A 26259-nucleotide genomic window follows, 5' to 3' on the forward strand; every position below is an offset into this window, starting at 1 on the left:
AGGCAGTAAAGATCCATCGCAGTTGAGCAGTACTGGCACGAGTAGTTGGTTAGGTAGTGGCCCGGCCGTGTTGCACGACCGGGTGTGACAGCGGGTGGGGCCGATGTGGGATTCAGGGCTCCACCTCAGGCAGGAAACGTCCGTCGCACGTGTACGGGGCCATGAAGTCGCGTGGGGTTCCGACACCGGCGGACAGCACGGAGTACGACAGAGGAAGTCAGAGGAAAGGGAGGGCTCGCACACCGTTGGATCGCCCGCCGCCGGCCGCACTCCTGGGCTGGGCGCGGACACCGCAGTTTCCATCGAACGAGAGGTGGTCTCCGGTCACGCTTATGCGATCCTCGCACCCGAACTCGTCTCGCACGGGTGGTGCGGATACGACAAGCCGGCGGTTCTGCCGGTAGATGGTGTTTTCGACCCGTAACCCTTGGGCCCCGGCGCTTTCAGCGCCGGGGCCCTCGTGATGGAGGTTTCATTGGCCCAACCCGACGACATGCTCGACGACGAGGACTACCCGGCATACACGATGGGCCGCGCAGCGGAAATTGTGGGCTGCTCACCGGATTTCCTCCGCCGGCTCGGCGACGCGAAACTGATCGACCCGTACCGCTCCGGTGGCGGGCACCGCCGCTACTCCCGCTACCAACTGCGGCTGGCCGCGCGGGCGCGGGAGATGTGCGACCAGGGCACCGACCTGGCGTCGGCCTGCCGCATCATCATCCTCGAAGACCAGCTCGCCGAGGCCCTGCGGCAGAACGAGCGCTACCAGCAGGGCTGACCGTACCCGCCCGGGCGGCGTGCCCGGGGCGACACGAGGACCGTACGGTCCCTCCCGTCAGGGCAGGGACCGTCTGTCGTTCCTGGGTCACTTCTTGACCCGGTACCGGATGTGCGTGACGCCCGTGCCCTCGACGAGCGTGATCGGGCCGTCGAACTGTGCGGGCGTGGCACCCAGGTCGGCGAAGAGCGGCGTGCCGCCGCCGAGCACCACCGGTACGAGTTCGATGCCGATCTCGTCGAGCAGGCCGGCTTCGAGGCACTGCCGGGCCATCTGCCCCCCGTTGACGACGACGGTCTTCTCTCCGGCGATCTCCTGTGCCTTCGCGACGGCGGCCTCGATGCCCTCGGTGACGAACACGAAGTTCTCGTCCGCGACCGGCCGGTCCTGTGGCGGGCGGTGGGTGAGCACGACCGTCGTGACATCCATGGGGTGTCGGCCGCCCCACGCGCTGGTCATGTCGTAGAGGTGCCGGCCGACGACCAGGGCGCCGGTGTTGCCCCACTCCTCCTTGAGGAGCTTCGCGCTCGCCGCCGACAACCGCAACGGCGACACATCCGGGCTCGCGGTGGGTATCTCGACGTCGCCGTTGCCGTACCACTGGAACAGCAGGTCGAAGCCGCTCTCGTTGGGGCCGGCGATGTAGCCGTCGAGTGACATCGTGCCGCCGGTGATGACCTTGCCCATCTCACTGTTCCCTTCGTCCGGGTCTCCTGTGAACACGTCGTCCGGCTGGCCCGCCTTCAGGACATCCTCTGCGGAATTCTTCCCCCACCTCCACACCCCGGACTACATCGGCGGTTGAAGCTGGAATGAAGCAGGGCGCGGATACCGTCACCCGATCATCGGCAGGCGAAGGCGGCGAAGCGCAGCCTTTGCCGCCAGAGGTATCCAAGGTAGTAGAGGTGGGAACGTGTACAGAGGCATCAGGGCAATGCTCGTTACCGCGATCGCCGGCCTGAGCATGCTGGGCACGCTGCTCGTGGCCGCGCCCGCGCAGGCGGCCGTCGGGTTCGACCGGTGCCCGTCCGGCTACATGTGCCTGTTCACCGGCGCCAACGGCACGGGCACGATGGCCTACTTCCGGCTCGGTTCGACGAACCTCGGACTCCAGGGCATGGACAACAACGTCTGGTCCGGCCGCAACCGCTCCGGCAAGACCGCGCTCGGCTACGAGGGTTACAGCTACACCGGTCAGGTCATGCTCAGCTCGCCCGGCCATTTCACGACCGGCTTCAACGTCAGCGCCTTCGCCGCCACCCGGATGAGTTCGATCAGGGTGGGCTGACCACCGGACCGGCCGACCAGGGCTCGGGACGAGTGGTCAGCGCCGGTGGATGGGCCGGTCACACGGCTCGCTGGTCATGCCCGGTCTCGTCGGGTTGTCCGGCGGGATGTGGTTGACGGCGTCGCGGTCGATGACGCGCTGGTGACGGCGATCGCGGTCGTGATTGATGTCGTCGGCGCGGTTGCCTCGCTGAGTGCGGCCAATACGGCGGCGACGGCGGGCGGGTCGGGTGGGTCGCCGTAGGTGGCGGCGTGGATCTGGCGGTGGGCGCCGGTGAGTTCGGTGGCGTGGACGTCGGATCGGCGGTGGGCTTGCAGCGCGAGACCGGGCTGGGTGGCGACGCCTATGCCGGCGGCGACGAGCGATTGCACGACGACGACGTCGTCGCTGTGTGAGGCGATGCGGGGGGTGAAGCCTTCCCGCCGGCACACGGTGATCAGCTCCTCCTGGCACCGGTCACAACCGCCGATCCAGGCGGAGTGGCGGTGGTTCGCGAGGCTGTCGTCGGGTCGCTGGCTGATGAGGTAGATCGGGTCGTCGCCGATGTGGAGGAGGCGGAATCCGTCGTCCTCGACTGGGGCGTCGGCGTGTCGGAAGACGAGTGCGACATCGACCTCACCGTGTCGCAGCATCTGTAGCGCTTCGACCGGGTGACGGTCGATCAGGCTCAGCTCGAGTCCCGGGTGCGCCTGGGCCAACGTGGCGGCCGCCCTGGGCACGATTGTGCTCAGTGCCGATGCGTTGGCGGCCAGCCGGACGCGTCCTGCCTGCAGGCCGACCTGTGCGGCGAGTTCGTTGGTCGCCGCGTCGACCCGTCCCACGATCTCGGCGGCCCGGTTGGCCAGCAGCCGCCCTTCCGGTGTCAGTCGGATCCCGCGACCGACCCGCTGGACGAGCCTGACCCCGGTGGCAGCTTCCAGGCGGGACAGGTGGTGACTCACCGACGGTTGGGAGTAGTGCAGCTCTCTTGCCGCTTCGGTCACCGACTCGTGCCGGGCCACCGCAGCCAGGACCTTGAGGTGGACCAGGCTCAGCATCGATCAAAGATATCAATGAAAGTTCCACAGGATTGGCATTGGACGTCATGTCACGGCTGGTCAATGCTGATGTTGCTGACAGGACGCACACCGCGAAGGCGACGGCAGGTCGCCACCAGGAGGACAGGGCAATGACCGCACATATCGGCAAGGTGGTCTGCGGCATCACGATCTCGGCCGACGGGTACTCGGCCGGGCTCAACCAGACCGAGGAACGCCCGTTCGGCGAGGACGGCGGCGACGGGTGGGGCGACAAGCTGCACGCCTGGTTCACCGACACCGCTGACGAGAACCGGGCCGAGATCGACCAGATGCTCGCCGCCAAAGCATTCATCATGGGGCGCAACATGTTCGGCCCGGTGCGTGACGAGTGGGATCGGCAGTGGAACGGCTGGTGGGGCGACAATCCGCCGTACCACGCGCCGGTGTTCGTGCTCACCCACTACCCGCGCGAGCCACAGCCGATGGAGGGCGGCACCACGTTCCACTTCGTCACGGACGGAATCGAGTCGGCACTGGCACAGGCGCGCGAAGCGGCCGGCGACGGCAATGTCGCGATCATGGGCGGCGCGACCACCATCAACCAGTACCTCGCCGCCGGTCTGGTCGACGAACTGCGGCTGCACATCGCGCCGCTCACGCTCGGCGCCGGCACGCGGCTGTTCGAGGGCGTCCCGCCGCTGAAGCTGGAGCAGGTGACGGCGCGGGCGGCGAGCCTGGTCACGCACGTGACCTACCGCGTGCTGTCCTGAGGGCTCCGACGACAGCCGTCACGAGCCTGCCGACCGGCATCGAACACAGCGGACGGATCCCCGTACACCCTTCCGGGCGGACGGGGATCCGTCGGTCTGCGTGACGGTCAGGCGCAGATCGCGTACGCCTTGACGGCCCACGAGTTGCCGTAGCCGCCCTCCTCTTCGGCGCCGGTCACCGTGACCGTGGTGGACGAGGAGGCCCACATCGCGGTCATCCGTACCTCGCCCTGGCCGTTGTCGATCTCGCCGCCGACGCCGTGCACCCGCTTGCCCTCCGGGCACCGCGCGGTCGCGGTCTTCGGGGTCTGCGAGTCCAGCGTCCCGAAACCGGTCACCCGGACCAGGCCGGCCGGCGGGGTGGCGCAGACCGCCTTGCCGACCATCGACCAGCTGTCGAGGTAGTCGGGACCGCCGTCCTCCATCCCGGCCACCGTGATCTTGGTCAGGTCGGCGCTCGGCCGCAGGTCGTCGATGACCACCCGGCCCATCCCGCCGGCCATGTCCGCGCCGAGGCCGAGGACCTTCTTGCCGGGCGGGCACTCGACGTCCATCGTCTTGCCGACGTTGGAGTTGTTGTCCGAGAGCTGGGTCCGGGTCTCCAGGCCGGCCGGTTCCGGCGCACAGAGCGCGCTGGTCGTGATGGACCAGTCGCCGCCGTACCCGTTGCCGTCCTCCCGAGCGGTCACCGAGTATCCCCCTCCGCCGAACAGCGGCAGCATGGTGTCCATCGTCACCTGACTGTTGGCGGCACCGTTGTCGCTCACGATCCGCCCGCCACCGCCGAGCACCGTCGTGCCGACCGGGCACTGCGCGTTCGTCGTCTTCCACCCGCTGTTGGTCTCGCCGCCCGTCACCTTCAACACCAGGCCGGGGACCGCGCTGGCCGGCGCGACCAGCGCCAACTGGGTCACCAGCAACGCGGCGGACGCCAGGCCCGCCGTGGTGGCGATCCGTCGGGTACGCCCAGCACCATTCCGTCGTACGTACATCGGGCAGCTCTCCTCATTCCTCGTTCTCTATCGGGCGCCCGGACTGTCATTTCCCCGACAGTTCCCCGAACTCGCTTTCTTTCGGGGCCGATCCGCCTCCGGCCTGGGTTCTCCCGGCCGAGAACGACGTTACGAGACAGAGGTCCACACTCGACTCACCAATTCGTGCCGCGCTGTCGAGTAGCCATCGGAGAGGCCGGCACCGGAAACCGGCGAATCAGTTCCAGCAGCGTCCCGGCGACGACCGCGAGCCCGATCGCGATGCCCGGCGCGGTCGTGCCGACCAGGCTCAACTGGAAGAACTCCTGGAGGAACGGCACCGCCAGGATGGTCGCGAACGCACACCCGAGGGCCAGCACCAGCAGGATCCGCCACCAGGTGTACGGCCGGGCGATGATCGCCACCGCCCAGAGCCCGACCAGGAACAGGGTCAGCGTCGCGGCCGAGGTCTCCGCGGCCAGGTCGCCGTCGTAGACGCTCCGGGCGACCAGGTACGACGTGATCGTCGCCGCCATCGCCACCAGCCCGGACGGTACGGCGAACCGCAGCACCCGGCCGACGAAACCCGGCCGGGCCCGCTCGTGGTTGGGCGCCAGGGCCAGGAAGAACGCCGGAATGCCGATGGTCAGCGACGAGATGATGGTCAGGTGCCGGGGCAGGAACGGGTACGGCACCTGGCTCAGCACCACGATCACGGCCAGCAGCACCGAGTAGACCGTCTTGGTCAGGAAGAGGTTCGCGACCCGTTCGATGTTGCCGATCACCCGCCGCCCCTCGGCGACCACCGCCGGCAGCGCGCCGAAGTTGTTGTCCAGCAGCACGATCTGGGCCACCGCCCGGCTGGCCGGACTGCCCGAGCCCATCGCCACCCCGATGTCCGCGTCCTTGAGCGCGAGTACGTCGTTGACCCCGTCCCCGGTCATCGCCACCGTGTGCCCGGCGCCCTGGAGCGCCGCCACCATGTCCCGCTTCTGCTGCGGCCCGACCCGGCCGAACACCGTGTGCCGCTGCACCACCTCGGCGAGTTCCGCCGGATCGGTGGGGAGTTCCCGGGCGTCGACCGGGTGCTCGGCGCCGGGTAGCCCGAGGCTGCGGGCCACCGCGCCCACCGAGAGCGCGTTGTCGCCGGAGAGGACCTTCACCGCCACACCCTGCTCGGCGAAGTAACGCAGCGTGTCGGGCGCCTCCGGCCGGAGCCGCTGGGCGAGCACCACCAGCGCGACCGGGTGCACCGGGTCGGGCACCGACCCGTCGGCGGTGACCCGGGCCAGCAGCAGCACCCGCAGCCCTCGGGCACCGTACGCGTCCGCCTCGGCCAGCGCCGGATGCCCGGCCGGAAGGAGTACGTCCGGGGCGCCGAGCCGCCACTGCGTGCTGATCCCGTCCGGGTCGGTGAGGGTGGCCCCGCTCCATTTCCGGGCGGACGAGAACGGGATCCGCTCCCCGATCCGCCAGCCCGGCGGCGCCGGGTACGCCTCGACGATCGCCCGCAGGCTGGCGTTCGGCCGCTCGTCGGCCGCGCCGAGCAGACCGAGCACCTCCGGCACCGGGGCGGCCGGGTCGAGCTGGCGTACCTCGGCCACCGTCATCGCCGCGTCGGTGAGCGTGCCGGTCTTGTCCAGGCAGACCACGCTGACCCGGGCCAGTCCCTCGATCGCCGGCAACTCCTGCACCAGGCAGCGCCGCCGGCCGAGCCGGATCACCCCGACCGCGAACGCCACCGAGGTGAGCAGGACCAGCCCCTCCGGCACCATCGGGACCAGCCCGGCGACCATCCGCCGGACCGCCTCCGGCAGGTCGTCGGAGTTGACCAGGTACTGGCTGACGATCAGGGCCAGTCCGGTCGGGATGATCAGCCAGGTGACGAACCGCAGGATGGTGTTGAGCCCGCCGCGCAGCTCCGAGTTGACCAGGGTGAACCGGCTGGCCTCCTCGGCGAGCCGGGCCGCGTACGCCGCCCGGCCGACCTTGGTGGCCCGCATCGCGCCGGCACCCGCCGTGACGAAGCTGCCGGAGAGCAGCGGGTCGCCGACCTGCTTCACCACCGGGTCGGCCTCGCCGGTCAGCAGCGACTCGTCGACCTCCAGTTGCTCCGCCTCGACCACCACCCCGTCGACCGCGATCTGGTCGCCGGGCCCCAGCTCGATAAGGTCGTCGAGTACCAGGTCGGCGGAGGTCACCTCGACGGCCTGACCGTCCCGGCGTACCACCGGGCGGGCCGCGCCGACGATCGCCAGCCGGTCCAGGGTGCGCTTGGCGCGCAGTTCCTGGACCACCCCGATCAGGGTGTTGGCGATGATCACGCCGCCGAAAAGGGCGTCCTGGATCGGGCCCACCGCGAGGATCACCCCGAACAGCACACCCATGATCGCGTTGATCCGGGTGCAGAGGTTCGCCTTGACGATCTCCCCGACGCTCCGCCCGGACCGCACCGGCACGTCGTTGACCTGCCCCGCCGCGATCCGCTCGGCGACCTGGGCAGTACTCAGCCCAGTCTCGGTTGTCAGCATGGCTCGAAGCTACGAACCCGGACCGCTGCTCGGCTGCACCCGATGGTCAGCCGCCGACCCTGACCTTTCTCAGGGTCGGCGACGCCGGCATTTCCGGGTCGGCGGGGCGGCGTCCCGGATCGTCGGGAGCCGCTTCGCTGGGTACCGTCAAAACGGTGCGACCCGCGGCGCAGGCAGACCGGTTCGGGGGCGGGTGGCGGCGCTACCAAGCTCCCCTCCTGGACCTGCTGCTCTGGGCATCGCTGGCCGCCGTGGTGGCCTGGTCCTGGAACGGTCACCGGTCGTACCCGCTCGGGCTGCTGCTCGGCGGCCTGGCGGTCTGGGGCGGCGCGGTGGCGGCGGGTCGCCGCCTGCCGCTGGTCCCGCTCTTCGCCGTGGTACTGCTCTGCGCGCTGGACGGAAACTACTCCCTCGGCCTGCCGCTGGTCAGCTATCTGCTGGGCCGGCGGATGGCCAGCACCTGGCCGGCGGTGGCGAGCTACTCCGCACTCGCGGTACTCGGCACCCCGCTGGTGTTGAGCTGGTCCGGCTTCGTGGCCTGGGCGACGATGGCCGGCGCGCTGGTCTACGCCGGACTCTTTCCGTGGCTGGTCGGCCGGTACCGGCGGCAGCAGCGCGCGCTGGTCGCCGCCGGCTGGGAGCAGGCCGAGCAACTCGAACGCGAACAGCGGATGCTGGCCCGGGAGGTACGCCTCCGTGAGCGGGCCCGGATCGCCGAGGACATGCACGACTCGCTCGGCCACGAGCTGAGCCTGCTCGCGCTCCGGGCCGGCGCCCTGGAACTCTCGGCCAACCTGGACGAGCGGACCCGGGCGGTGGCCGGTCAGCTCCGGGCCGGCGCGGCCGCCGCCACCGGGCAGTTGCGGGACATCATCGACGTCCTCCGTGACGACGACCCCGACCCGGCGGGCGACGCCGCACCAGCGGGCGACGCGGCACCAGCGAGTGACGCCGCACCGGCGAGTGACGCCGCACCGGCGGGGGGACCGCATCCGACCGGGGGACCGGTCCCGGCGGGGAGGCGGGATCCTGCCGCCGGTTCGGCGGTGCGGGCCGACGTCGGGGATGTCGCCGACCTCGTGCGCCGGGCACGGGCGGCCGGGATGCCGGTCGAGTTGCGCGACGGGCGTCCGGCGGAACCGCTTCCACCACTGGTGGGGAGGGCTGTCTACCGGGTGGTGCAGGAGTCGCTGACCAACGCCAACAAGCACGCGCCCGGCGCGGCGGTGAGCGTCCGGCTCGGCGTCGACGACACCGGGATGGTCCTGGTCAGCGTCACGAATGCCCGGCCAGCCGGTGCACCGCGGTCCGCGCCGGTCTCGGACCGGGGCGGGCGCGGCCTGGTCGGGCTCCGCGAGCGGGTACGGCTGGCCGGCGGCACCCTGCACACCGGCGCGCGGGACGGCGGCTTCGAGGTCGTCGCCCGACTGCCCGGCCGGGTCGGCCGCCCGGGTGCGGCAGTGCCGGCCGATCCGGTGTCGTCCGGTACGGTCCCGACGGCCGGGTCTGCTGCCGACCGGCGGCGCCGGGTGCACCGGGAGGCCCGGCGGGGCCTGGTCGCGGCGACGATGGTGCTGGCCACGTTCGCCGGAACACTCGGCGGTGCCGCCCTCGGTTACTACCTCTACGCGACCAGCAACTCGGTACTCAGCCCGGAACGGTACGCGGAACTGCGGGTCGGGCAGGACTGGGCTACCGCGCTCCCCCTGCTGCCCCGCCGGGAGATGCTGGAACCGCCGGATCCGGATCCACTGCCGGCGCCGGCCGGTGCCGACTGCCGGTACTACCGCTCGCACGGCGACGTGCTCCAGCCCCGGCTGGACGTCTACCGGCTCTGCGCTGTGCACGGCAAACTTGTGTCGAAGGACCTGCTCCCGGCCTCGTGACCCCTGATTCACCGCCGATCGGGCCGTGCCGAGCGGCGTGCCCGACCGGGCGGGGTGTCCGGGGCGCCGCGCCCAGGTCAGCGGTGCCGGACCCAGATGTTGGGTTCGAGGTAGCTTCCCCGGTCGGCGTCCAGGTCGACATGCAGCGTGCTCAGGCCGTCCGGGATGACGTACTCGCCGGAGTCGGGAAACTCCAGTCCGGTCCAGCGCTGCCAATCGGCGACGGTGCCCGTGATCACCTGCGACCGGGGCGCCGTCGCGATGATCCGCCCACCCAGCCTGACGTGGGTACGCAGCCACGGGTCGAAGGGCGTGCCGTCCGGCCGGGTCCAGTCGGCGTACCTGTCGATCGGGGTGAGCGGATAGCGCGCCTTGCGGGTCGGCCGGACCGGGCAGATCACCTGGTGCTGGGCCGGGGCGAGGTCGCCGAGTGCCCGCAGCAGTGTCCCGGCCAGTCCCCGCCCCTGCCGGTCGGGGCGGACCTGTGCGGCGAGGATCGCGAGCGTGTCCGGCGGGTCACCTGCGTCGTACGCGTCGAGCGCCCGGGCCAGCGAGTCGGTGTATCCGCTCGGCAGGTCGTCGACGGCACCGGTCCAGCGCAACGGCACCGCCCAGCCGGCGGCCACGATCTCGGCACCATTCCCGGCACGCTTCTCGGCATCGTCGAGGAGCACGAGTTCCAGGCCGGCGAAGAGTTCGCGGATCCGGCCGAGGTGTCGGGCGGCCCCCTCGTCATGGAAGACAAACTCCGGCCAGCCGTCGCCGAGCCAGGCCAGTTCCTCGCGAGGTCGAGGCCGCGCGTGCAGCGGCGCGGCGGTGATCACCATGGGCCGGATTGTGCCGGCGTGTTCCACCAGAGGTAACCAGTTTTACTCGTACACATGTGCTATCCACAGCGTGTGGATACGGATCCACCACCCCGGCGAACTGGGCCAATAGGGGATAAACTACGCTCTGTCACCGGAGGGATACATGGAGGCACGAAAAGTCGTACGTCTGGTGGCAGTACTCGTGGCGGGTGCGGTGGCGCTCTGCCATGCGTACCGGACGGTCTCGGACGAGCCGGCGACAACGCCCGCCTACGGGCCGGACGTTCTCCATCTCAAGGGCGTACACGACATCGAGTTCGGCGACACCGAGCAGGAGTTGCTCCGGCGCGGTGAACTCCACACCGAACCCGCCCTCGCCTGCGGGCCGAGCCTGACCGGCCCGGCCGCGGTCAGCCCGGTCTTCGCCGACGACCGGCTGGTGCTGCTCTGGGCCAGCCCACCGGTGCGTACCCCGGAAGGGGTCACCGCCGGCACCCCGGTCGACCAGGTCGAGGAGGCCTATCCGGCCGCCACCCGGTTGACCGCGCCGCCGGGCAGCTACCGCTACGACGGGCTGCTCGCCATGCAGGGCGACCGGGCCTACCTCTTCCTGCACGACGGACGCACGGTCCGGAAGACCGTCGCCGGCTACACCGACTACGCGAAGCGCCTCTTCGACGAGGGTTTTGGCACCTGCTGACCCGCCCCGCCGGCACAGGCGCCCGCCAGAGTGTCGCCGGCCGGCGGTAGCGTCCGGTCCGTGCAGGGCAGGATCTGGTTTCCCGGCAACCCATGGCCGGACGGGCACCGCATCACCGAGTTCGCCTGGACCGGCCGACTCGACGGCGACGGCCGGCTCTGGTTCGACCTCATGCTGAAGACCGCGGACTACGACGAAGCCGACGACGAGCTGGCCAAGGAGTCGGCCGAGGAGGACGTCAACGACGACGGGGACGACGTCGAGGACTTCCTCGCCCCGACCGTCTGGCAGAACTACCATTCCTGCACGATCGGCTCGACCTGGGACGACGCGACCGGGCTGGTGGCGGCGACTCCCGGGCGCCCGTTCCGGTTCGCCGGGCCGGAGCCGCAACGGCTGACCGCCGACCCACTGCCGATCGCCGACCCGGACGACGCACCGGCGTTCTGGATCTATCTGCTCGGACACGACTCGGTCGCCGCGCACCAGGTCGACTTCGTCCGCGAGCCGAGCGGCACCGGCTATCGGATCGACTGGCAGGGACGGATCGCGCTCACCTACATCGGCGAGCAGGAGTTCCGCTACACCTTCCGGGCCGAGATCCGGGACGTCGAGTTGGGACACGTCGGCATCCCCGAGTCGATGTCGGTCGACCAGGCGCGCGCGCACCTGGCGGAGCTGGTGGACGTACCCGAGTGGTTCGTCCCCGCCGAGGTCGCCGGGCGTACGGTGCTGCGGCTCGTCGTGCCCCCGGTCACGGCTCAGACAACCCCTGGCTGACCTGCCGGAGCGCCACGTCCGATGCCCGCCAGCAACCCGCCGGCCCGGCCGGTGAGAGTTGCCGCATGCACATCGTTCCCGGGCTCAGGGTGCTGTACTTCGGCACTCCGGTGGTATTGATCAGTTCCCGCAACCCCGACGGCAGCACCAATCTCGCGCCGATGTCGTCGGCCTGGTGGCTGGGCCACTCCGGCATGCTCGGGCTGGGCAACAGCGGCCAGACGACGGCCAACCTGCGGCGGGAGCGGGAGTGCGTACTCAACCTGCCCTCGTCGGCGATGGTCGGAGCGGTGGACCGGATCGCGCTCACCACCGGAAAGCGGGACGTGCCGGAGCACAAGCTGGCGCAGGGCTACCGGTACGAGCCGGACAAGTTCGCCCTCGCCGGGCTGACCGAGCAGCCGTCCGAGTTGGTCCGGCCGCCCCGGGTCGCGCAGTGCCCGATCCAGTTGGAGTGCCGGGTCGTCTCGGTACTGCCGATGGCCGGGCCGACGCCGGGCTGCACCGCCTTCCAGGTCGAGGTACTCCGCGCTCACGTCGACGAGTCCCTGGTCATCCCCGGTACGCACCACGTCGACCCGGTGGGCTGGGACCCACTGATCATGAAGTTCTGCGAGTTCTTCGGCGGCGGCCACAACGTGCACCCGTCGAGGCTCGCCGACGGCTGGCAGATGCCCCACCAGCTCCCGGCGCTATCGGGTTCCGAGTGATCGAAGCCCCCTCGCCGGGAACCGATCGTGGCGCCGACACCGCGCCGTACGTCTGTCCCATGTCGCTCAGTCGCGCCCGGTGACCCGGACCGGTCGGCGGGGCGGACCGGGCCACCGAACTCGGGGTGTCAGCCGATCCGCTCGATCACCGGCCGCCGGATCAGGAACTTGCCCGGCTCCCGGACCTGCTCGAACGCGGCGTTGTTGAGCAGTACGCAACTGCCGGACGGGCTGGTCACCCTGACCGTCACGCTCTTGTTGTTGTCCAGGTTGGTGACTTTCAACGTGGTGCCGATCGGGAAGGTCCCGCTGGACGCGGCCGGAGCGGCGTCCTCGTTGAAGAGCGTGACGGTGGAACCCTTGCAGACCACCTCGCCCGCTCCGGTGGAACCACCGCCGGTGGAGCCGTTGCCGCCGCCGGAGTTGGCCGGCGGCTGGGCGGGCGCCTTGGGCGGCTGGGCCGGAGGCTTCGCCGGGGTTCCGGTCGGTTCGGTCGCCGGCGGGGCGGCGGGCGGTACCGGCGCGTCCGCGCGTACGTCCGCGGTGCAGCCGGCGGTGGCCCGGCGCTGCTGGATCAGGTCGACCACGGCCTGCCGGTTGGCGATCCGGGCCTCGGACTGGGCGTCCGGATTGGCCCGCTGGCCGGCGATGAAGTTCAGGTTGTTGCGCAGCGCGGTGTCCAGGCCGGCGCAGCTCTCGCCCGCGTTGCCGAGTCCGGTACCGACGGCCAGCGCGCCGCCGAGCAGGGCCGCCGCCGCCGCGCCCAGGAACACCTTCCGCGCCCGGCTGGTCGTCCTGCGTCGCCTGTACATACACCGCTCCCTCGATCGTCCGCTGCCCGGTTGCAGCCGCCGATGGGTACGGCGGGCGACACGAAGTGGATCAGTTCAGATTCCTAAATGTTCTTTAACTACCCACCGCCACACCTTCGGTGCGATCCGGCGCCGTGCACTTGACCGCCGGACATCGACCGCCCTACCTTGCAGGACACCGGAAACTTTCCTAACTGTTCTGCCGACGCTCCATCCCCCGTTTCAGGAGTGCACATGCGCGGATCCGTTCTCCGTCGACTCAGTACCGTCACCGCCGTGGCCGCCCTGCTCGCCGGCATCGCCGTACCCCCGGCTTCGGCCGCGCCCGGCGCGGCGTCCCGGCACGACGGCGGCCGGGGCGGCGACTTCGTCAAGGTCGGATACTTCACCCAGTGGGGCATCTACGGCCGGGCCTTCACCGTCAAGAAGCTGCACGACTCTGGCGCCGCCGGCCGGCTGACCCACCTCAACTACGCCTTCGGCAACGTCAGCCCGGACGGCCGGTGCTACGTCGACGGCGGGCCGGGTGAGGGCGACGCCTGGGCCGACTACCAGCGGCCGGTGCCGGCCGAGGAGAGTGTGGACGGCGTCGCCGACACCTGGGGTGAACCGCTGAACGGCAACTTCGGGCAGCTCCAGAAGCTCAAGGCGGCGCACCCGGACCTGAAGGTGCTGATCTCGCTGGGCGGGTGGAGCTGGTCGACCCACTTCTCCGACGCGGCACTGACCCCCGAGTCGCGGCGGAAGTTCGTCGCCTCCTGCATCGACCTCTACCTCAAGGGCAACCTGCCCAACCCGGACGGCAGCGCCGGCGGGCCCGGCTCGCTCGCCGGAGTCTTCGACGGCATCGACCTGGACTGGGAGTGGCCGGGCTCGGCCGGCGACGTCGACACGGTCTACCGGCCCGAGGACAAGCAGAACTTCACCGCGCTCGTCGCCGAGTTCCGTCGCCAGCTCGACGCGCTCGGCAAGCCGGCCCGGAAGCACTACGAGCTGACGGCGTTCGTACCGGCCAACCCGGCCGCGATCGACGCCGGCTTCGAGGTCCGGAAGGTCTTCCAGAACCTGGACTTCGCCACCGTGCAGGGCTACGACTTCCACGGCACCTGGGAACCGATCGCCAACCAGCAGTCCGCGCTGCGGGTACCGGCCGGGGCCACCGAGCCGGACTTCGCGGTGGACCGCACCATCGACGCCTGGCTCGACCGGGGCGCCGAACGCCGCAAGCTGGTGCTGGGGATCCCCTACTACGGGCGCGGCTGGACCGGGGTGACCGGTGGACGCAACGGACTGTTCGGCACCTCCACCGGAGGCGCCGCCCCGGCCACCTTCGACGCCGGCTACGAGGACTACAAGGTGCTGAAGACCAAGGCCGGGAAGGACGGCTTCAAGGTCTACCGCGACCTCCGCGCCGGCACCGCCTGGCTCTACGACGGTACGACCTTCTGGACGTACGACGATCCGGCCGTCGTACTCCAGAAGACGCTGTACATCCGCGCGGAGCGGCTGGGTGGCGCGATGATCTGGTCGCTGGACGGCGACGACGAGCAGGCGACGCTGACCCGGACCATCGACCTCGGCCTCTGGACGCCGTAGCCGCGACTCCCCCCACCGTGCTGTACGACGAGGTGCCGCAGGTCGCACCGCGACCTGCGGCGCCTCCGCCAGCCGAGGACGGTCACGGCAGCCGCGCCGGCCCGGCCGGCCAACCGGAGCCGCGGACCCCGCGTGCCTACGGACGTGCCGGGCGCCGGTTGCGGATCACACCAGCCTTCTTGTCGAGCCGACGCCGCTGGCGTGGCGTCGGCTCCCTGCGCCGGGTCTGCTTCCGGTAGTTCTCGGCACGCCGCTCGTTGCTGATCGGTCCGGTCATCGGGTAACTCCTTCCGGCTCGCCTCCGCATCGGGACACCGTGGTGTCCGCTTCCAGGTGTGAGCAAGGTGATACACCTCCCTCACCCGGATATCGTCCACCCGCCCGAGGCGAGGCCGGTTCGCCCGCCAGGGATGAGAGGGTGCCTGGTTTGAAGGACCAAGACCGGTTAGCCCCCGCTACACCGATACGCCCGGTGAGTCCTTGAAGACGCTGTACGTCCGCGCGGAGCGGTTGGGTGGCACGATGATCTGGTCGCTGGGCAGAGCTGGCCAGTCAGTCCCCGCCGTCCGGCCCCTCCGGTGCGTCGAGCAGGGTGCGCAGTTGTGCCCGTCCGGTGATGCCGAGCTTGGTGTAGACGCGGCCGAGCGTGTTGTTGACCGTGGGCAGGGCCAGGCCGAGCTGTTCGGCGATGGACCTGCTGGCCTGCCGGGTCGCGAGCAGGGCGATCTGCCGCTCCCGTACGGTCAGCAGGTTCCCGAGGTCGGGGCGGGCCAGCAGGGGCGTACGCGCCTCCGGGCAGTTGGCCCGCCACTCGGCGGCAGCAGCCTGCGCCAAGGCGGCCCGGGCGTGGTAGCCGGTGGACCGGAGTACCCGGCCGGCCGCGGTGGCCAGTTCGGCCGCGACGAGGTGATGACCGAGTCCGGCGAGTTGCTCCGCGACGCGTACCATCACCGGTCCGTCGTGTTCGGACAGTGCCCGGGCGGCGGCGGCGAACAGGCCCGGGACCGGGCCCGGCAGTGCCGCCATCCGGGCCAGGTCGGTGCGGCCGCCCAGCCGGACCGTGTCGTAGCGGGCCTGGGCCTCCACGCACGGCATGCCGGCGGCGGCAGCCAGCTCGGCACCGCGTTCGGCATGCCGGATCGCGGTGGCGGTGTCCCCGCCGGCCAGGGCCAGCCAGCCGCGCCAGGTGGCGATCCACGGTGCGAACACCTGGTTCGTACCGTTGTCGGTCCGGTCGGCATCGGCCATCAACTCGACGGCGACCCGGTGCTGGCCACGGATGGCGTACCCGAAGGACTGTGCGGCCAGGCAGCTGCGCCGCAACCGGAACGTGTCGCTCTGGTCGAACCCGGCGCGCGCCTCGGCGAGTCGCCGTTCGGCGTGCTGGAGCCGGCCCTGGGTGGTGGCGATGATGCCCTCGTAGAGCGCCCAGGCACTGATCATCATCGGTACGCCGCCGCTGGTGGCGGTGCGGTAGCCCTCGGCGGCGATCGCCGCCGCGGTGTCCGGATATCCGGCGGCCAGGTGGGCCAGACAGGCCGCGATCCCGATCTGGAACGCCCCCCACGGCAGCGTCCCGGCGTGCGCGGTGGCGGCCGCCAGGCCACGGCGGCGGACCGCCTGGGAACGGTCGAGGTCGCCGAGGAAGCCCAGCGAGGCGGTGGCCGCGGCGGCAGCCCAGACCAGCGCCTGCGGGTCGTCGTGGTCACCGTCCAGCACCGTCTCGGCGCTGCGCAGCGCATCCGCGCAGCGGCCGGCGAAGACGAGGATGAACGCCCGCGCGCTTTCGATCCGGGGATGCCCGGCGGCGCTGTCCAGGACCCGTTCGGCGGTGGCCAGATCGCCACGTCCCCAGTAGAACCAGTCGGCCCGGGTCCCGGCCCACGCCAGCCGCTCGGTCAACTGGTCCGGCGGGGTCACCGGGAGCAGCGCCGCCGCCTCGTCGCTGCGCCCCTGGTATTCCAGTATCTCGGCGAGCAGCCGGTCGGCCGGCGGGCCCGGTTCGGCCTCCCGGGCCGCCCGGGCCAGCCGCTCCGCCAGGTCGAGCCCGGACCGGCCGATAGCCTGCCGGGCGCCCTCCCGGACCAGGTCGGCCCGGGTGATCCGGCCTCCCTCCACCTGCCACAACGCGGCACGCAGGGTGTCGTCCCGGCGCCGCAGCGGAGTCGCCGCCAACACCTCGGCGAGATCCCGGTACGCCTGCCGCGACCGGGCGGCGGGCATCCGGGTACGCAGCACCTCGCCGAAGAGCGGATGGTCGAGTCGGGCCTGCACCCGGGCGCCGTCCCGCTCGGCGACCACCAGACCGCTCTCCTCGGCGGTGGCGACCACCTCGGAGCCGGCGAGCCGTTCGAGGAAGGCCAGTGGCACCGGCTCGCCACAGGCCACCAGCTCGACAACTCTGCGGGTGGCCGGGACGAGCCGGTCCAGCCGGGCGGCCACCAGGTCGGTCAGCCCGCCCGCGACCGCGCCGTGCAGCAGTTCGCGCAGCGCCAGCGGATTGCCCCAGGCGCCGGTACGCAGTCGACGCCGCTCGATCGTGTCCACCATGCCCCCGGTGCTGTGGTCGATCAGCCGGTCGATGACCGGGGTCGGCAGCGGAGCCAGGTCCAGCAGTACGGCCTCGCCCTCCTTGGCCAGCCGGGCCAGGCAGTCGGCGAGCGGTTCCCCGGCACGCACGGTCAGCACCACGAACGCCGCCGAGCTGGAGACCAGGTTGGCGACGACCGTACTGGAGGCGTCGTCGAGCAGGTGCGCGTCGTCCACCCCGACGGCCATCCGGGCCCGTCCGCCCCAGCCGGCGACCTGTGCCGTGATGGCGCGTACCAGCCCCACCGGACCGGCCGGGATCGACGTCTCGTCGGGCAGCAGATGGGCCAGCGCGCCGAACGGGATCGCGGTGGCGGCCCGGGTCGCGGCAATCCACCGGGTACGGCAGCCCAGCCGGTGTAGCGCCTCCCGGGCCAGCCGGGTCTTCCCCATCCCGGCGGAAGCCGTGATCAGTACGGCGTTCGTGGCCGAGCCGGTGAACGCCTCGGCCACGGACGCCAGTTCCGCCTCCCGCCCCTCGAAGGGCCACGCAGTCGGCGACCAGTGCGACAATGCTCTCCACCCCCCCCCGGTGCCAGGCATTTCTTCCCCGGAGAGATGCTGGCAGGCGCAACTGGAGAGCAACTGAACGCGATCATCGGGGAGCGGTGGGGCGACTCCTCTGCTGGTCGGGGCCCTTCGCGGAAACCGGCCCGGTCGGGAAACTGGCCCGGCCGGGCAGGCCGGCGTCAGGGTATGGTGTCGATCCCGCCCACGTGAACCCGGCGCGGCACGTCGTCACCGCCGCACCTGGTGGGCAGGACGGCGTGAACCAGGAGCCGGGAGCCGACCGGACCCGCCCACGGCGGGGTACCGGATCACGGAATGCTGTTGATGGCGCCGACGTACACCGGCGTCGGCACGTCGTCGCCCCCGCATCGGGTGCGGATGACGGCGTTGACCCGGAGCCGGGTACCGACCGGGTAGTTCCACGGAATGAGGTTCCGCTCGGGACGGATGACACCGCTGTCGTCGGACGGCGTGGTCGCGTACTGCCGGACGACGACGTCATCCTGGTCGACGAAGGTGAAGACGATCGGGCGGCGCGGTCGGTGGACGCCGCTCAGCGCGACGTACCGGGCAGGGCCGCTGACGCTGACGTAGACGTCCCGAGGGTTCCGGCTGTCGCTGCCGTCGCCCGGCAGCGGCGGCCCGCCGGCGGCGGCCGTCACCTGGAACGCGGCGTACTCATCGCAGGCTGCGGGCGCGGCGGCCTGGGCGGGACCCGCACCGGCCAGCGCGGCGCCGACGGCGGCCGCCACGGCCAGCGCCAGGCCGGTACGCCGCGAGGTGGTCACGGCCGGCAGGGACGTACCCGTGCCCGGTCCTGTCATCGTTGCCACAGGGGACTCCCTTCGCTGATGCCCGACCGTGGCCAACCCCTGATTCCTGGGCGGCGAGTGGCTGGCCACGATCGGACGCCGGATCACGGAACGGTGTTGATGGATCCCACGTTCACGGTCTTCGGCACGTCGTCGCCGCCGCACCGGGTACGGATGACGGCGGTGAACCGGATGCGGGTACCGACCCCGTAGTCCCACGGAATGACGTTCTGCTCCTGGCGGACCACACCACCGTCGTCGGACGGGGTCGTCGTGTACTGCCGGATGAGGGCGTTGTCCTGGTTGTAGAAGTTGAACACGATCGAGCGGCGCGGCCGGTGCACACCGGCCAGGAACACGTTGCGGACCGAGGCGGCGCTGGCGCTGATGTTGAACTCGGTCGGGTTGAACAGGCTGTCGATGCTGGGGCCGCCACCGCTGCCGCCCGGCGGCGTCTGGTGGATGTAGGCCCGTTCCGAGCCGCAGGCGGGAGCGGCCATCGCCGGACTCGCCCCCACGAACGCGACGCCGCTCATCGCGGCGGTCAGCCCCAGCGCCAGGCCGGCACGCCGCGTGATGGTCGCGGCGCGGCGGGACCTGCGGGCCGGCGCGCTCGGTTCAGTCGATGTAAGCACAGTGGACTCCTCTCCGTGACCAGATCCTGGTCTCGGCATCGACGCTAAGTGATCAGGGAACCCGGTCGATAGATCAGTCGGAGTGACCTACCGTCAAGATCAAGATGCCCGGCTCACCCATCGGATCGGAGCATCGACCGGCGGCGTCGGGGCAGGTCGAACTGACACGATCGGGTTGCCGGCGATGTCCGGACAGGCGACAGGGGGCGGAATCCGGGTGCCAGGCGCCGCCACCGCAGAGGATCGGTCGAGACTGATCGGTGCGGGACCAGGTGGAACCGGGACGGAAGCCGGCTCAGCCGTCGTTTTCGGGTAGATACCGCACAGCCCGCGTCGCATCTGATGCCTGAGACAACCAAGCTTCGACAGCCGGTCAACTCGGCGGGTTGACCTCAGCAATCCGGGCGTGCAGGTGTTCCTCGGCGACATCCAGTTCGGTCCAGAGGTCGAACCACACCCGGCTGCGCGCGTGGTCGCCCCGGTCAAGACCGACGACCACGATGCTGTAGGCACCCCAGAGGACGTCGTAGCGCTGAGACGGTGAGTCGACCCCGATCGCGAAGGATGCGGCCAAGGATGCGCGAGTGACGATCAGGCTCTCCGGGTCTTCCGGGTCCTGCCGCCCGGCGGTCAGAAACCGCGGCTCGTCGGTGAGCGGGAGTGACCATTTGGACCATAGGTCATCTGTCAAGCACGCACCTGGAACCAGCAGAGAGCCGCGCGAGGCGCGACAACACCACCGCCATGGCATCCCGCCCAGATCGACCAGGATGTTCAGACCCGGCCCGACCTGCCGCATGGAGGTTTGTTCGGCGCACTGATCCACTTATCGCGAGGCTGTGCCAGCCAGCGGGCCTGATGGCATGGCGGGGTCCGGCTGGGGACCGGAGGATGCGGTTTGAGGCAACCAACAAGACACCCCGCCGGTCAACGGTGCTCTTGTCGTGGTGCCATACCGTTCAACCATGGGCACGCGGGACGCAGTCCTCTCCGTCGGCGCCGGCGTCGTTGCTGTCCTGCACCTCGCCATCGGTGTCGCGATTCTGATGCGCAGCCGCCACCAGCGGGGTGTGATTCTCTGGCGAGGGCAGCGCATCGGCGCACCACGGCTGGCCGCCTGCACCTATCTGCTCGGCGGGCTGTTCTTCGCCACCACAGCGCTCAGCGATGTCTTCGAGCCCCGAACCAACGGCGACGACCTCGTGTTTCTCGCCGGAACGGTGTTCGCTGCCGCTGGCGTCATCACCGGCCTCGTGTGGCTCGTCAGGCGACGAGGACCGCGCAGAACCCGACGTCATCATGACCGGATACGTGCTGGTCGCGTCCGCCGTTGACGCGATGAACACCTGAGCCCGGCGACCGCCGAACCGATCACAACGACTGGCGCCGCAGCGTCCGGCTCCCTGACAAGCCGGACCACCGGTCGAGAGACCACTAGCCGAACGCCCGGTGGGTCGTTTCCGACCTGCCGGGCGTTTTGGCTGTTCATGAGCGGTGGCGGCGGGATTTGAACCCGCGGAGGGCGTAAACCCTCACACGCTTTCGAGGTCTGCGACCACGCGTCCGGACCGGTCCGACAGTGGCCGTGACCAGCAGTCCGGATGTCTGTCGGACCGGCGCGGACAGCCGCGTACGGCAGCGAATGAGACCACAACTGAGACCATCGGTCGGTCCCGACTGCTCGGCCCGTCCGGTAGCAGAATCCCCAGCTTGGGAACTCGCTCAGGTGACAATCCGGGCCAAGGTTAACAGCCCGCGTTCCTCGTCACGATACGCGTGGCTGACCGCGTTCCCCGTGGCTTCCCGGCGCTACGTGCGCGTAAGAAGGCACGCGGGCTTGCCGGGAGGCAGGGCGCATAGTACGGCGGGGCCGCTCCTGGTGGTTAAGTGACGGCGCGGCAATAGAGTTGTGACTATAGCTGAAGGATTGCGGCGACCGAGGCGCTGAATCGGGACGCTGGATCGCTATGACTGCGGCCCACGCTGCCACTACCGCCGCAATTACCGAGACCACAGTAAGCCATATGACCGCACCTTGAAGTCGCATGTTTCGGGCTGCTACACCTAGATTGGCACTGGTTCCAAGAAGTGCCCCTAGACTATTTTCGGTCCGAATTATTCGATCGGCTTGCTTCTCTTGAGTCTCCCTCATTACATCTGCGAGAAGATCTTTTCGATCACCCTTATGGTTAACATGCCTGAACTCAGGAACGTTGAACCGCCAGACTCTCTCGTTTGCCACCAGATCCTTGATTTCTGACGCGACAATGCGGCCATCTAGGCCGAGCTGGAGAAGCCTGGCATTAAGTCGATCGAGTGATCGGGCCGACGACCCGTGGAGCGCTTTGTCGGTAAGATCTCGGATTGAGGACAAATCACTCTCAACTTCGTCGAGCACTGCGGTTATGGCAAATCTGGTAGCAAGCATGGAGGCGTAATCATGAATACGCTGCACTGCATACCAATCACTCTCATCTTCAGCGCTCTTAAAACGTTCCTGCTCAAAGAGGTCCTTACGCCGCCCAGCGATAACAACAACATGCTGGCGGCGCTCCCTCGACCCACGTCTCCCGATCCTGGTCGCCTCATTCATTCGGAGGGCGCTCAATTCCTCACACTCCCAGTAGCCAAACGCACCGAAGAGATCGAGAATGTCCGCCCATCTGTCACGCTTGCCGGTTCGACCTAACGCGGAGTCCCAAGGTAACGCCTTATCCGTTATTAAAAGCTCAACAACCGGATAGGCGCCCTTGGGGCGAACGGCAAAGAATCCAGGGAAGCGGGAGCGGAGCCACCCTTCTGCATCTTCGCGCAATTCTCTGCGCATCTTGTATACAGAGTCGTGCTTTTGCTGCTCGACGTTGTGGATACTTACAACATAGTTTGAGTCGCGGGTTGTGAACGTAGTCCGATCAGTATTGACTATCCCATTTAGAAGCGCAGATAGTTCGTCCTCCAAGACGAATTGCGCCACAAGTGCCGTAAGTGATGATGTTATGGATACGATGCCCAGGCGGATGTACTTCACCCCGTCGGGAATCTTGTCTATCCGCCTATCTGGCGCAAAAAATGAGACCTTCTCTCGTGTCACCCAATTGAGATTGATCCACGCACCCCAAGGGCGTCGACGCACGGATGATAGCCAATTGTCTATATCTTCATGTTGCCTGAACCCAGTAGCGGCTTCCATGTACCGCTGCATCTTATGCAGAATGCCCGGCAAGGTTGTTGGCGTGTATACCTCAACAAGCCATATTGCGGGAAGTGATACATGCTCGCCAGCAGGCATCCGCGACTCTTCGTTTTCTGCGGCGTCGGATTGTCTGCCAAATTCTGCCCATGTGCGTTCTGATGCTCGACTAAGTGCAGGACGAATCGCCCACCGGAGTGGCTTTGCCAGTATGCCAGCCTTCCCGGCCTTGCGATAGAGGTGAAGCAGTCGGTACTCTTTGCTATCGGCTTTTGTTTGTGCGGAGGTGGCAGGCTCGTCAATCAACTTTTTGCCGGATCCATTATCTGGTGACGGAACCGAGGAAGACATCAATCTTCTCTCATCTAGTGCGGCAACAACTTCAAGAGAAGGGTAGCGGTCGGCCGCAACCGCCAGGGCGCCATTCGCGGAGGGATTTCCCCCAGCGTAGCCCTCTCCATCGACTCTGACCGTCGCCCACCCGCCTATCCACACAGCCCGAAGGTGCCGTTCCTGGCGGCCCGGGGCTCCTTCCGTTGTCGCCCCGTCGGTGGGGCTGCAACCGTCCATGGGCGTCCGTCTGCACGGGCCATCGTCGTCACCCAGTCTGTCACTCGGCAACCGGTGACCCCTTGACCTCGGCAAACACCGTCCGACTCGGTTGCACCAGTCGCCAACCAACCCGATCAACGCTCGTTCAGACCCAGTCCAGTTGCCACGGTTGCTGCACTTCGTGCCAGCCAACGCTGCCCTCCTGAGCAGACGCCACCAAGGACGACAGTTGCGGTGTCTCTATATTCTCTAGGTTCATGAACATGGATATTTTTCTTCCCTCCTTGCTTACTGGCGGATTCGCCATCGTCGGCGGGATCGGTGGCATAGTTGTCAGTAGCCAACTGGCGCGACGCAACGAGGCTAGTCGACTAGCTGCCGAAGACGCCCGTCGCTGGCTGGGAGACCGAAGGGCTCTCTATGCCAAGTATCTCGTGTTAGTTGAATCGATGCTTCGCGAGATTGACAGCATTGGCGTATTTTTGCCGTACTGGGGGGACGAAGGGATCAGTGACGAAGACAAGGAATATATAGAAGGAGCGCTTCATGACTATATCAATAGGTGGGACAACGAATTACAGCCAGCGCTTTTGGAAGTTCAGCTTATGGCAAACCCCGAGGTGGCCGACTTGGCGGATCGCGCATCGGGCGCCCTTATGGAGATTACTACCCCCATAGAGCTTAAGCGGAGTTTCGTAGAGTATTATCCCGGCTGGTTTCAGGCCAAAGACCTCGTTCATGTCCTTCACAACTCAATGCGCATGGAACTCGGTCTCCCAAAATTTGACCTCACTGCCTTTCCTGCAAAAAATGATTCCGAATGGCCTTGGCTCGCCGACCGACCATCCCGAGATTCTTATATTCAGAATCATCCTCGAAATGAAGAATCAGAAGAGGGTCAGAAAGAATAAGTCCTCAACGGACCGCCAACCATCCCGTCTGCCCGCCACGACAAAGGAAGTCTGCTACTCGCTACCGTCGCCAGGGGTGCCCTCCGCCGACTGCTGGCATGGGCACTCGCATCGCCAGTCACGCATTGCCGCTGCCGGGTGTCGGTCCGGGTCCGTCTCAATGCAGTTGTGCTCCCGGTCCCCCGCCGTCAGTGCAGTGGCGCATCGAACGCAAAGGTGGATGGGAACTGACACCCTTACCACGGCCGGGTCGGGCATCCACGACATTGGCACTCCTCCCGCTGGTGGTGGCAGGTCCGGCCACGGAGCCCTAGTCACGTAGCCGGACCGCCTCTCCCCCATATATCACCCGACGCGCTACCCCCTGTCAAGTTCGACAGGGGGCGCCTGATTGTGCAGAAGGCTGATTTGGCTGCGCATACGAGTGAGGGGCGTGGGGCTTCCAAGTCCGTAAGGGGGTGTCGTCTGGAAGCTACGGGCATGGTCCGGAAGCTGTACGGCTCGGCGGAGCTACAGGAGCGCCTTGGTGTCTCCCGCGTCCGCGTCGTCCAGTTGACCAGCCGGCCCGACTTTCCAGAGCCCGTGGACCGCTTGGCCGGTGGCGCGGTCTGGTGGGCCGAGGACGTAGAGCGCTGGATCGAGGAGCATCAGCCCTGGAAGGCCAGGGGCGCGGACGAACCACCGCCACCGGAGGGCTGAGTGGCCGCCAGACGCAAGCGGCCCGACTCCGAGACCATGGACCGCCGTTACCCGCCCGGCATGAAGCAAGAGGCTAGGCGGCATGAGACGCCTGGCGAGGGGCAGCAACCTGCGCCGTTCTAGCCGACGGTGTTTACGTAGCTGTCGATCTGCCGGGCGGCGTCCCCGGGACTGGTGACGAGAGTGTTGATGGTTAGGTCGGCCATGTCCGTGATCGGTTTGGTCTCGTCCCAGGCTTTCAGCCTCTCGGCGGTGTCCCCGGTACCCCGTTCCCTGATCCGTATCTCTGCGACACCCCGGGGGCACCACACGTGAACGATGACCCATCGGGTGTCGGGGATGGCAGTGGTGACGGCGTGGACGCCTTCGACCTGGCCGAGATGTAGCACCGGAACATGCTCGGCGAGCCTCGCCGTGAGCCCTGGCCGATCAAGGACGTAAGTGGCGCCGTACCGGTGGTTCTCCCAGATGATGCCGTCCTGCCGGCGTAGCGCCTCGATGTCGGCCAGGGTGGTTATCCGGTAGCCCGTGGTACGGCCTCGCCCCGCCTTGAGGCGAGGGAACAACACGTACCGGTTGTGTAGTGCTTCCAGGTGTCGGGTGATGGTGTCTTTGCCTGCTGCCGGCGGGCCGTAGAGGATGATGCCGCGCGTCACGCCGACGCTCCGCCGAGAATCGTGGTGAGCAGCTCCCGCGCCTGGTTTTGGAGCGGTACGCCGGATGCGCAGTTGTCGACCAGGGCGTGAGGTGCGGCGGGCCGGAAGGTCACGTCGATCTGTCCGAGGTAGTGAGGCCAGTCCGCAAGCTTGGCCGCGTCTCGGGCTGCTCCCCGGTGCCGGATGTAGGTGTGCATGGTGTCCGCGTCGCAGTACACCCACACGAGCGTGGTTTCGGCGTTCAGGGCTGCGTGGCTTGCTCGGGTCCGGTCGACCCATGCTGTGTCGTTGAACTCTCGGATGAACGGCGCGGTCACGATGGCGCTGTTACCGCACGCGACGTTTTCGTTCGTCGCTGCTGCCAGCGCTTCATACTCCCGTGGCCGGATCTTGGTCAGGTAGTCGGCCGACTCACGGTCGTTCGGAGACTGCCCTAGAACCTCTAGAGCGGCTTCCACGACGGGTCGGGTGAGGGTGTCTTTGTCGAGCATCGGCCAGCCGGTCTCCCGGGCGAGGATCCGGCCCAGTTCGGTCTTGCCGCTGCCGGCGTATCCGCCGATCAAGATGACACGGGGTGTTCGTAGCCGAATCTCGTTGCTCCGGGCCTGGTCCGGGGCGTTCACGATCCGTTTCGATCGGGACTTGCTGATGATCAGCCCTTCGTCGGCCAGGAGCTTCATTGCCTCCGAGATCGTGAAGACGCTGACTCCCCACCGCTCGGCCAGTTCACGCGTGGATGGCAAGACGTCTCCGTTGCGGAGTACGCCTGCCTCGATGTCGTTGCGCAGGTTCCGCGCTACCTGCTGGTGAAGCGAGTCCGGTCGGTTGAGCCTGGACTGAGGGGACGACATCCCGGGGGTTCCTTCCGTCACGGTGGCGTCCGGCCGCAGGTGGCCGCGCCACGGCATCCTATCAGTTGGACCATCCGCCTAACAGATGTTAGGACGAGTCGTTGCAGGTCAGGGACGGTCTTTGATCTTTGGATGCTCATAACAGTTGACCTGTTGCCATATCAGTTGTTAGCTTCGTGGCCCGGGCAACAGCCCGGACGGGTC

General features: G+C 68.5%; 25 protein-coding genes. 11 read left to right on the plus strand and 14 right to left on the minus strand.

All coding sequences use genetic code 11. The features are described 5' to 3' along the window. Positions 1 to 475: 475 nt before the first annotated feature. Entirely contained in the window at positions 476 to 778 is a 303-nt protein-coding gene (locus tag AAH979_RS33380; protein ID WP_318396906.1) for a MerR family transcriptional regulator, read from the plus strand. Between the two features lie 87 nt (positions 779 to 865). On the opposite strand, the gene AAH979_RS33385 is transcribed toward AAH979_RS33380, so the two are convergent. Further along, the gene (locus AAH979_RS33385; RefSeq protein ID WP_346262113.1) at positions 866 to 1465 is read right to left on the minus strand and encodes a dihydrofolate reductase family protein; all 600 of its coding nucleotides are present in this window, start codon (positions 1463 to 1465) and stop codon (positions 866 to 868) included. Between the two features lie 226 nt (positions 1466 to 1691). Here AAH979_RS33385 and AAH979_RS33390 point away from each other — a divergent pair, with 226 nt between their 5' ends. Then, positions 1692 to 2066, plus strand: coding sequence for a peptidase inhibitor family I36 protein (locus tag AAH979_RS33390; protein WP_346262114.1), 375 nt, complete (start codon positions 1692 to 1694; stop codon positions 2064 to 2066). A 74-nt stretch (positions 2067 to 2140) separates the two neighbouring features. Here the strand turns inward: AAH979_RS33390 and AAH979_RS33395 are convergent, their stop codons facing one another. Next, a complete protein-coding gene (locus AAH979_RS33395; protein ID WP_346262115.1) occupies positions 2141 to 3103 on the minus strand; it encodes a LysR family transcriptional regulator in 963 nt (320 codons plus the stop codon). 47 nt (positions 3104 to 3150) lie between these two features. On the opposite strand from AAH979_RS33395, the gene AAH979_RS33400 reads away from it, so the two are divergent. Continuing rightward, on the plus strand, positions 3151 to 3855 hold the full coding sequence (locus tag AAH979_RS33400) for a dihydrofolate reductase family protein (RefSeq protein WP_346262116.1): 705 nt from the start codon (positions 3151 to 3153) through the stop codon (positions 3853 to 3855). Positions 3856 to 3962: 107 nt separating this feature from the next. Here the strand turns inward: AAH979_RS33400 and AAH979_RS33405 are convergent, their stop codons facing one another. Further along, positions 3963 to 4847 (minus strand): hypothetical protein, encoded by an 885-nt coding sequence (locus tag AAH979_RS33405; RefSeq protein WP_346262117.1) that lies wholly within the window; start codon positions 4845 to 4847, stop codon positions 3963 to 3965. Between the two features lie 155 nt (positions 4848 to 5002). Beyond that, the gene (locus AAH979_RS33410; protein ID WP_346262118.1) at positions 5003 to 7357 is read right to left on the minus strand and encodes an HAD-IC family P-type ATPase; all 2355 of its coding nucleotides are present in this window, start codon (positions 7355 to 7357) and stop codon (positions 5003 to 5005) included. Between the two features lie 155 nt (positions 7358 to 7512). On the opposite strand from AAH979_RS33410, the gene AAH979_RS33415 reads away from it, so the two are divergent. Then, complete coding sequence (locus tag AAH979_RS33415; protein ID WP_346262119.1) at positions 7513 to 9243, plus strand: histidine kinase; 1731 nt, start codon at positions 7513 to 7515, stop codon at positions 9241 to 9243. A 77-nt stretch (positions 9244 to 9320) separates the two neighbouring features. On the opposite strand, the gene AAH979_RS33420 is transcribed toward AAH979_RS33415, so the two are convergent. Further along, entirely contained in the window at positions 9321 to 10070 is a 750-nt protein-coding gene (locus tag AAH979_RS33420; protein WP_346262120.1) for a hypothetical protein, read from the minus strand. 145 nt (positions 10071 to 10215) lie between these two features. Here AAH979_RS33420 and AAH979_RS33425 point away from each other — a divergent pair, with 145 nt between their 5' ends. The 3 genes from AAH979_RS33425 to AAH979_RS33435 all read left to right on the plus strand — a co-directional run bounded on the left by AAH979_RS33425 (position 10216) and on the right by AAH979_RS33435 (position 12242). Then, complete coding sequence (locus tag AAH979_RS33425) at positions 10216 to 10752, plus strand: hypothetical protein (protein WP_346262121.1); 537 nt, start codon at positions 10216 to 10218, stop codon at positions 10750 to 10752. Between the two features lie 60 nt (positions 10753 to 10812). Beyond that, entirely contained in the window at positions 10813 to 11532 is a 720-nt protein-coding gene (locus tag AAH979_RS33430; protein ID WP_346262122.1) for a hypothetical protein, read from the plus strand. A gap of 65 nt (positions 11533 to 11597) precedes the next feature. After that, positions 11598 to 12242, plus strand: a complete 645-nt coding sequence (locus AAH979_RS33435) for a flavin reductase family protein (RefSeq protein ID WP_346262123.1) — start codon at positions 11598 to 11600, stop codon at positions 12240 to 12242. 128 nt (positions 12243 to 12370) lie between these two features. Here AAH979_RS33435 and AAH979_RS33440 read toward each other — a convergent pair whose 3' ends face one another. Next, positions 12371 to 13054 (minus strand): hypothetical protein, encoded by a 684-nt coding sequence (locus AAH979_RS33440; protein WP_346262124.1) that lies wholly within the window; start codon positions 13052 to 13054, stop codon positions 12371 to 12373. Between the two features lie 234 nt (positions 13055 to 13288). Here AAH979_RS33440 and AAH979_RS33445 point away from each other — a divergent pair, with 234 nt between their 5' ends. Next, positions 13289 to 14650, plus strand: coding sequence for a glycoside hydrolase family 18 protein (locus tag AAH979_RS33445; protein ID WP_346262125.1), 1362 nt, complete (start codon positions 13289 to 13291; stop codon positions 14648 to 14650). 136 nt (positions 14651 to 14786) lie between these two features. On the opposite strand, the gene AAH979_RS33450 is transcribed toward AAH979_RS33445, so the two are convergent. The 5 genes from AAH979_RS33450 to AAH979_RS33470 all read right to left on the minus strand — a co-directional run bounded on the left by AAH979_RS33450 (position 14787) and on the right by AAH979_RS33470 (position 20022). Continuing rightward, positions 14787 to 14927, minus strand: a complete 141-nt coding sequence (locus AAH979_RS33450; protein ID WP_346262126.1) for a hypothetical protein — start codon at positions 14925 to 14927, stop codon at positions 14787 to 14789. A 275-nt stretch (positions 14928 to 15202) separates the two neighbouring features. Further along, positions 15203 to 17752 carry an AAA family ATPase gene (locus AAH979_RS33455; protein ID WP_346262127.1) on the minus strand — a complete coding sequence of 850 codons (2550 nt, stop codon included), beginning with the start codon at positions 17750 to 17752 and terminating at the stop codon, positions 15203 to 15205. Positions 17753 to 18057: 305 nt separating this feature from the next. Next, positions 18058 to 18582, minus strand: a complete 525-nt coding sequence (locus AAH979_RS33460) for a hypothetical protein (protein ID WP_346262128.1) — start codon at positions 18580 to 18582, stop codon at positions 18058 to 18060. Between the two features lie 83 nt (positions 18583 to 18665). After that, the gene (locus AAH979_RS33465; protein WP_346262129.1) at positions 18666 to 19196 is read right to left on the minus strand and encodes a hypothetical protein; all 531 of its coding nucleotides are present in this window, start codon (positions 19194 to 19196) and stop codon (positions 18666 to 18668) included. 373 nt (positions 19197 to 19569) lie between these two features. After that, on the minus strand, positions 19570 to 20022 hold the full coding sequence (locus AAH979_RS33470; RefSeq protein WP_346262130.1) for a hypothetical protein: 453 nt from the start codon (positions 20020 to 20022) through the stop codon (positions 19570 to 19572). Between the two features lie 139 nt (positions 20023 to 20161). Here AAH979_RS33470 and AAH979_RS33475 point away from each other — a divergent pair, with 139 nt between their 5' ends. Then, positions 20162 to 20530, plus strand: coding sequence for a hypothetical protein (locus AAH979_RS33475; RefSeq protein WP_346262131.1), 369 nt, complete (start codon positions 20162 to 20164; stop codon positions 20528 to 20530). Between the two features lie 431 nt (positions 20531 to 20961). Here the strand turns inward: AAH979_RS33475 and AAH979_RS33480 are convergent, their stop codons facing one another. Continuing rightward, entirely contained in the window at positions 20962 to 22737 is a 1776-nt protein-coding gene (locus AAH979_RS33480) for a hypothetical protein (protein ID WP_346262132.1), read from the minus strand. 458 nt (positions 22738 to 23195) lie between these two features. Here AAH979_RS33480 and AAH979_RS33485 point away from each other — a divergent pair, with 458 nt between their 5' ends. Both AAH979_RS33485 and AAH979_RS33490 read left to right on the plus strand, forming a co-directional pair. Beyond that, complete coding sequence (locus tag AAH979_RS33485; protein ID WP_346262133.1) at positions 23196 to 23849, plus strand: hypothetical protein; 654 nt, start codon at positions 23196 to 23198, stop codon at positions 23847 to 23849. Between the two features lie 480 nt (positions 23850 to 24329). Beyond that, entirely contained in the window at positions 24330 to 24548 is a 219-nt protein-coding gene (locus AAH979_RS33490) for a DNA-binding protein (RefSeq protein WP_346262134.1), read from the plus strand. Positions 24549 to 24667: 119 nt separating this feature from the next. Here AAH979_RS33490 and AAH979_RS33495 read toward each other — a convergent pair whose 3' ends face one another. Then, positions 24668 to 25204, minus strand: a complete 537-nt coding sequence (locus AAH979_RS33495) for a kinase (RefSeq protein WP_346262135.1) — start codon at positions 25202 to 25204, stop codon at positions 24668 to 24670. Continuing rightward, complete coding sequence (locus AAH979_RS33500; protein WP_346262136.1) at positions 25201 to 26112, minus strand: GntR family transcriptional regulator; 912 nt, start codon at positions 26110 to 26112, stop codon at positions 25201 to 25203. The genes AAH979_RS33495 and AAH979_RS33500 overlap by 4 nt, the downstream gene beginning before the upstream one ends. Between the last annotated feature and the right edge of the window lie 147 nt (positions 26113 to 26259).

The organism is Plantactinospora sp. ZYX-F-223 (assembly GCF_039649625.1).
In the GTDB taxonomy this organism is placed as follows: domain Bacteria; phylum Actinomycetota; class Actinomycetes; order Mycobacteriales; family Micromonosporaceae; genus Plantactinospora.

What these genes read in the sequence shown, in the direction of transcription:
- AAH979_RS33385 (WP_346262113.1), bottom strand. Translation starts at nt 1,465, where the DNA reads ATGGGCAAGGTCATCACCGGCGGCACGATGTCACTCGACGGCTACATC.
- AAH979_RS33395 (WP_346262115.1), bottom strand. Translation starts at nt 3,103, where the DNA reads ATGCTGAGCCTGGTCCACCTCAAGGTCCTGGCTGCGGTGGCCCGGCAC.
- AAH979_RS33400 (WP_346262116.1), top strand. Translation starts at nt 3,151, where the DNA reads ATGTCACGGCTGGTCAATGCTGATGTTGCTGACAGGACGCACACCGCG.
- AAH979_RS33405 (WP_346262117.1), bottom strand. Translation starts at nt 4,847, where the DNA reads ATGTACGTACGACGGAATGGTGCTGGGCGTACCCGACGGATCGCCACC.
- AAH979_RS33410 (WP_346262118.1), bottom strand. Translation starts at nt 7,357, where the DNA reads ATGCTGACAACCGAGACTGGGCTGAGTACTGCCCAGGTCGCCGAGCGG.
- AAH979_RS33420 (WP_346262120.1), bottom strand. Translation starts at nt 10,070, where the DNA reads ATGGTGATCACCGCCGCGCCGCTGCACGCGCGGCCTCGACCTCGCGAG.
- AAH979_RS33425 (WP_346262121.1), top strand. Translation starts at nt 10,216, where the DNA reads ATGGAGGCACGAAAAGTCGTACGTCTGGTGGCAGTACTCGTGGCGGGT.
- AAH979_RS33435 (WP_346262123.1), top strand. Translation starts at nt 11,598, where the DNA reads ATGCACATCGTTCCCGGGCTCAGGGTGCTGTACTTCGGCACTCCGGTG.
- AAH979_RS33440 (WP_346262124.1), bottom strand. Translation starts at nt 13,054, where the DNA reads ATGTACAGGCGACGCAGGACGACCAGCCGGGCGCGGAAGGTGTTCCTG.
- AAH979_RS33445 (WP_346262125.1), top strand. Translation starts at nt 13,289, where the DNA reads ATGCGCGGATCCGTTCTCCGTCGACTCAGTACCGTCACCGCCGTGGCC.
- AAH979_RS33450 (WP_346262126.1), bottom strand. Translation starts at nt 14,927, where the DNA reads ATGACCGGACCGATCAGCAACGAGCGGCGTGCCGAGAACTACCGGAAG.
- AAH979_RS33475 (WP_346262131.1), top strand. Translation starts at nt 20,162, where the DNA reads ATGGGCACGCGGGACGCAGTCCTCTCCGTCGGCGCCGGCGTCGTTGCT.
- AAH979_RS33480 (WP_346262132.1), bottom strand. Translation starts at nt 22,737, where the DNA reads ATGTCTTCCTCGGTTCCGTCACCAGATAATGGATCCGGCAAAAAGTTG.
- AAH979_RS33485 (WP_346262133.1), top strand. Translation starts at nt 23,196, where the DNA reads ATGAACATGGATATTTTTCTTCCCTCCTTGCTTACTGGCGGATTCGCC.
- AAH979_RS33490 (WP_346262134.1), top strand. Translation starts at nt 24,330, where the DNA reads ATGGTCCGGAAGCTGTACGGCTCGGCGGAGCTACAGGAGCGCCTTGGT.
- AAH979_RS33500 (WP_346262136.1), bottom strand. Translation starts at nt 26,112, where the DNA reads ATGCCGTGGCGCGGCCACCTGCGGCCGGACGCCACCGTGACGGAAGGA.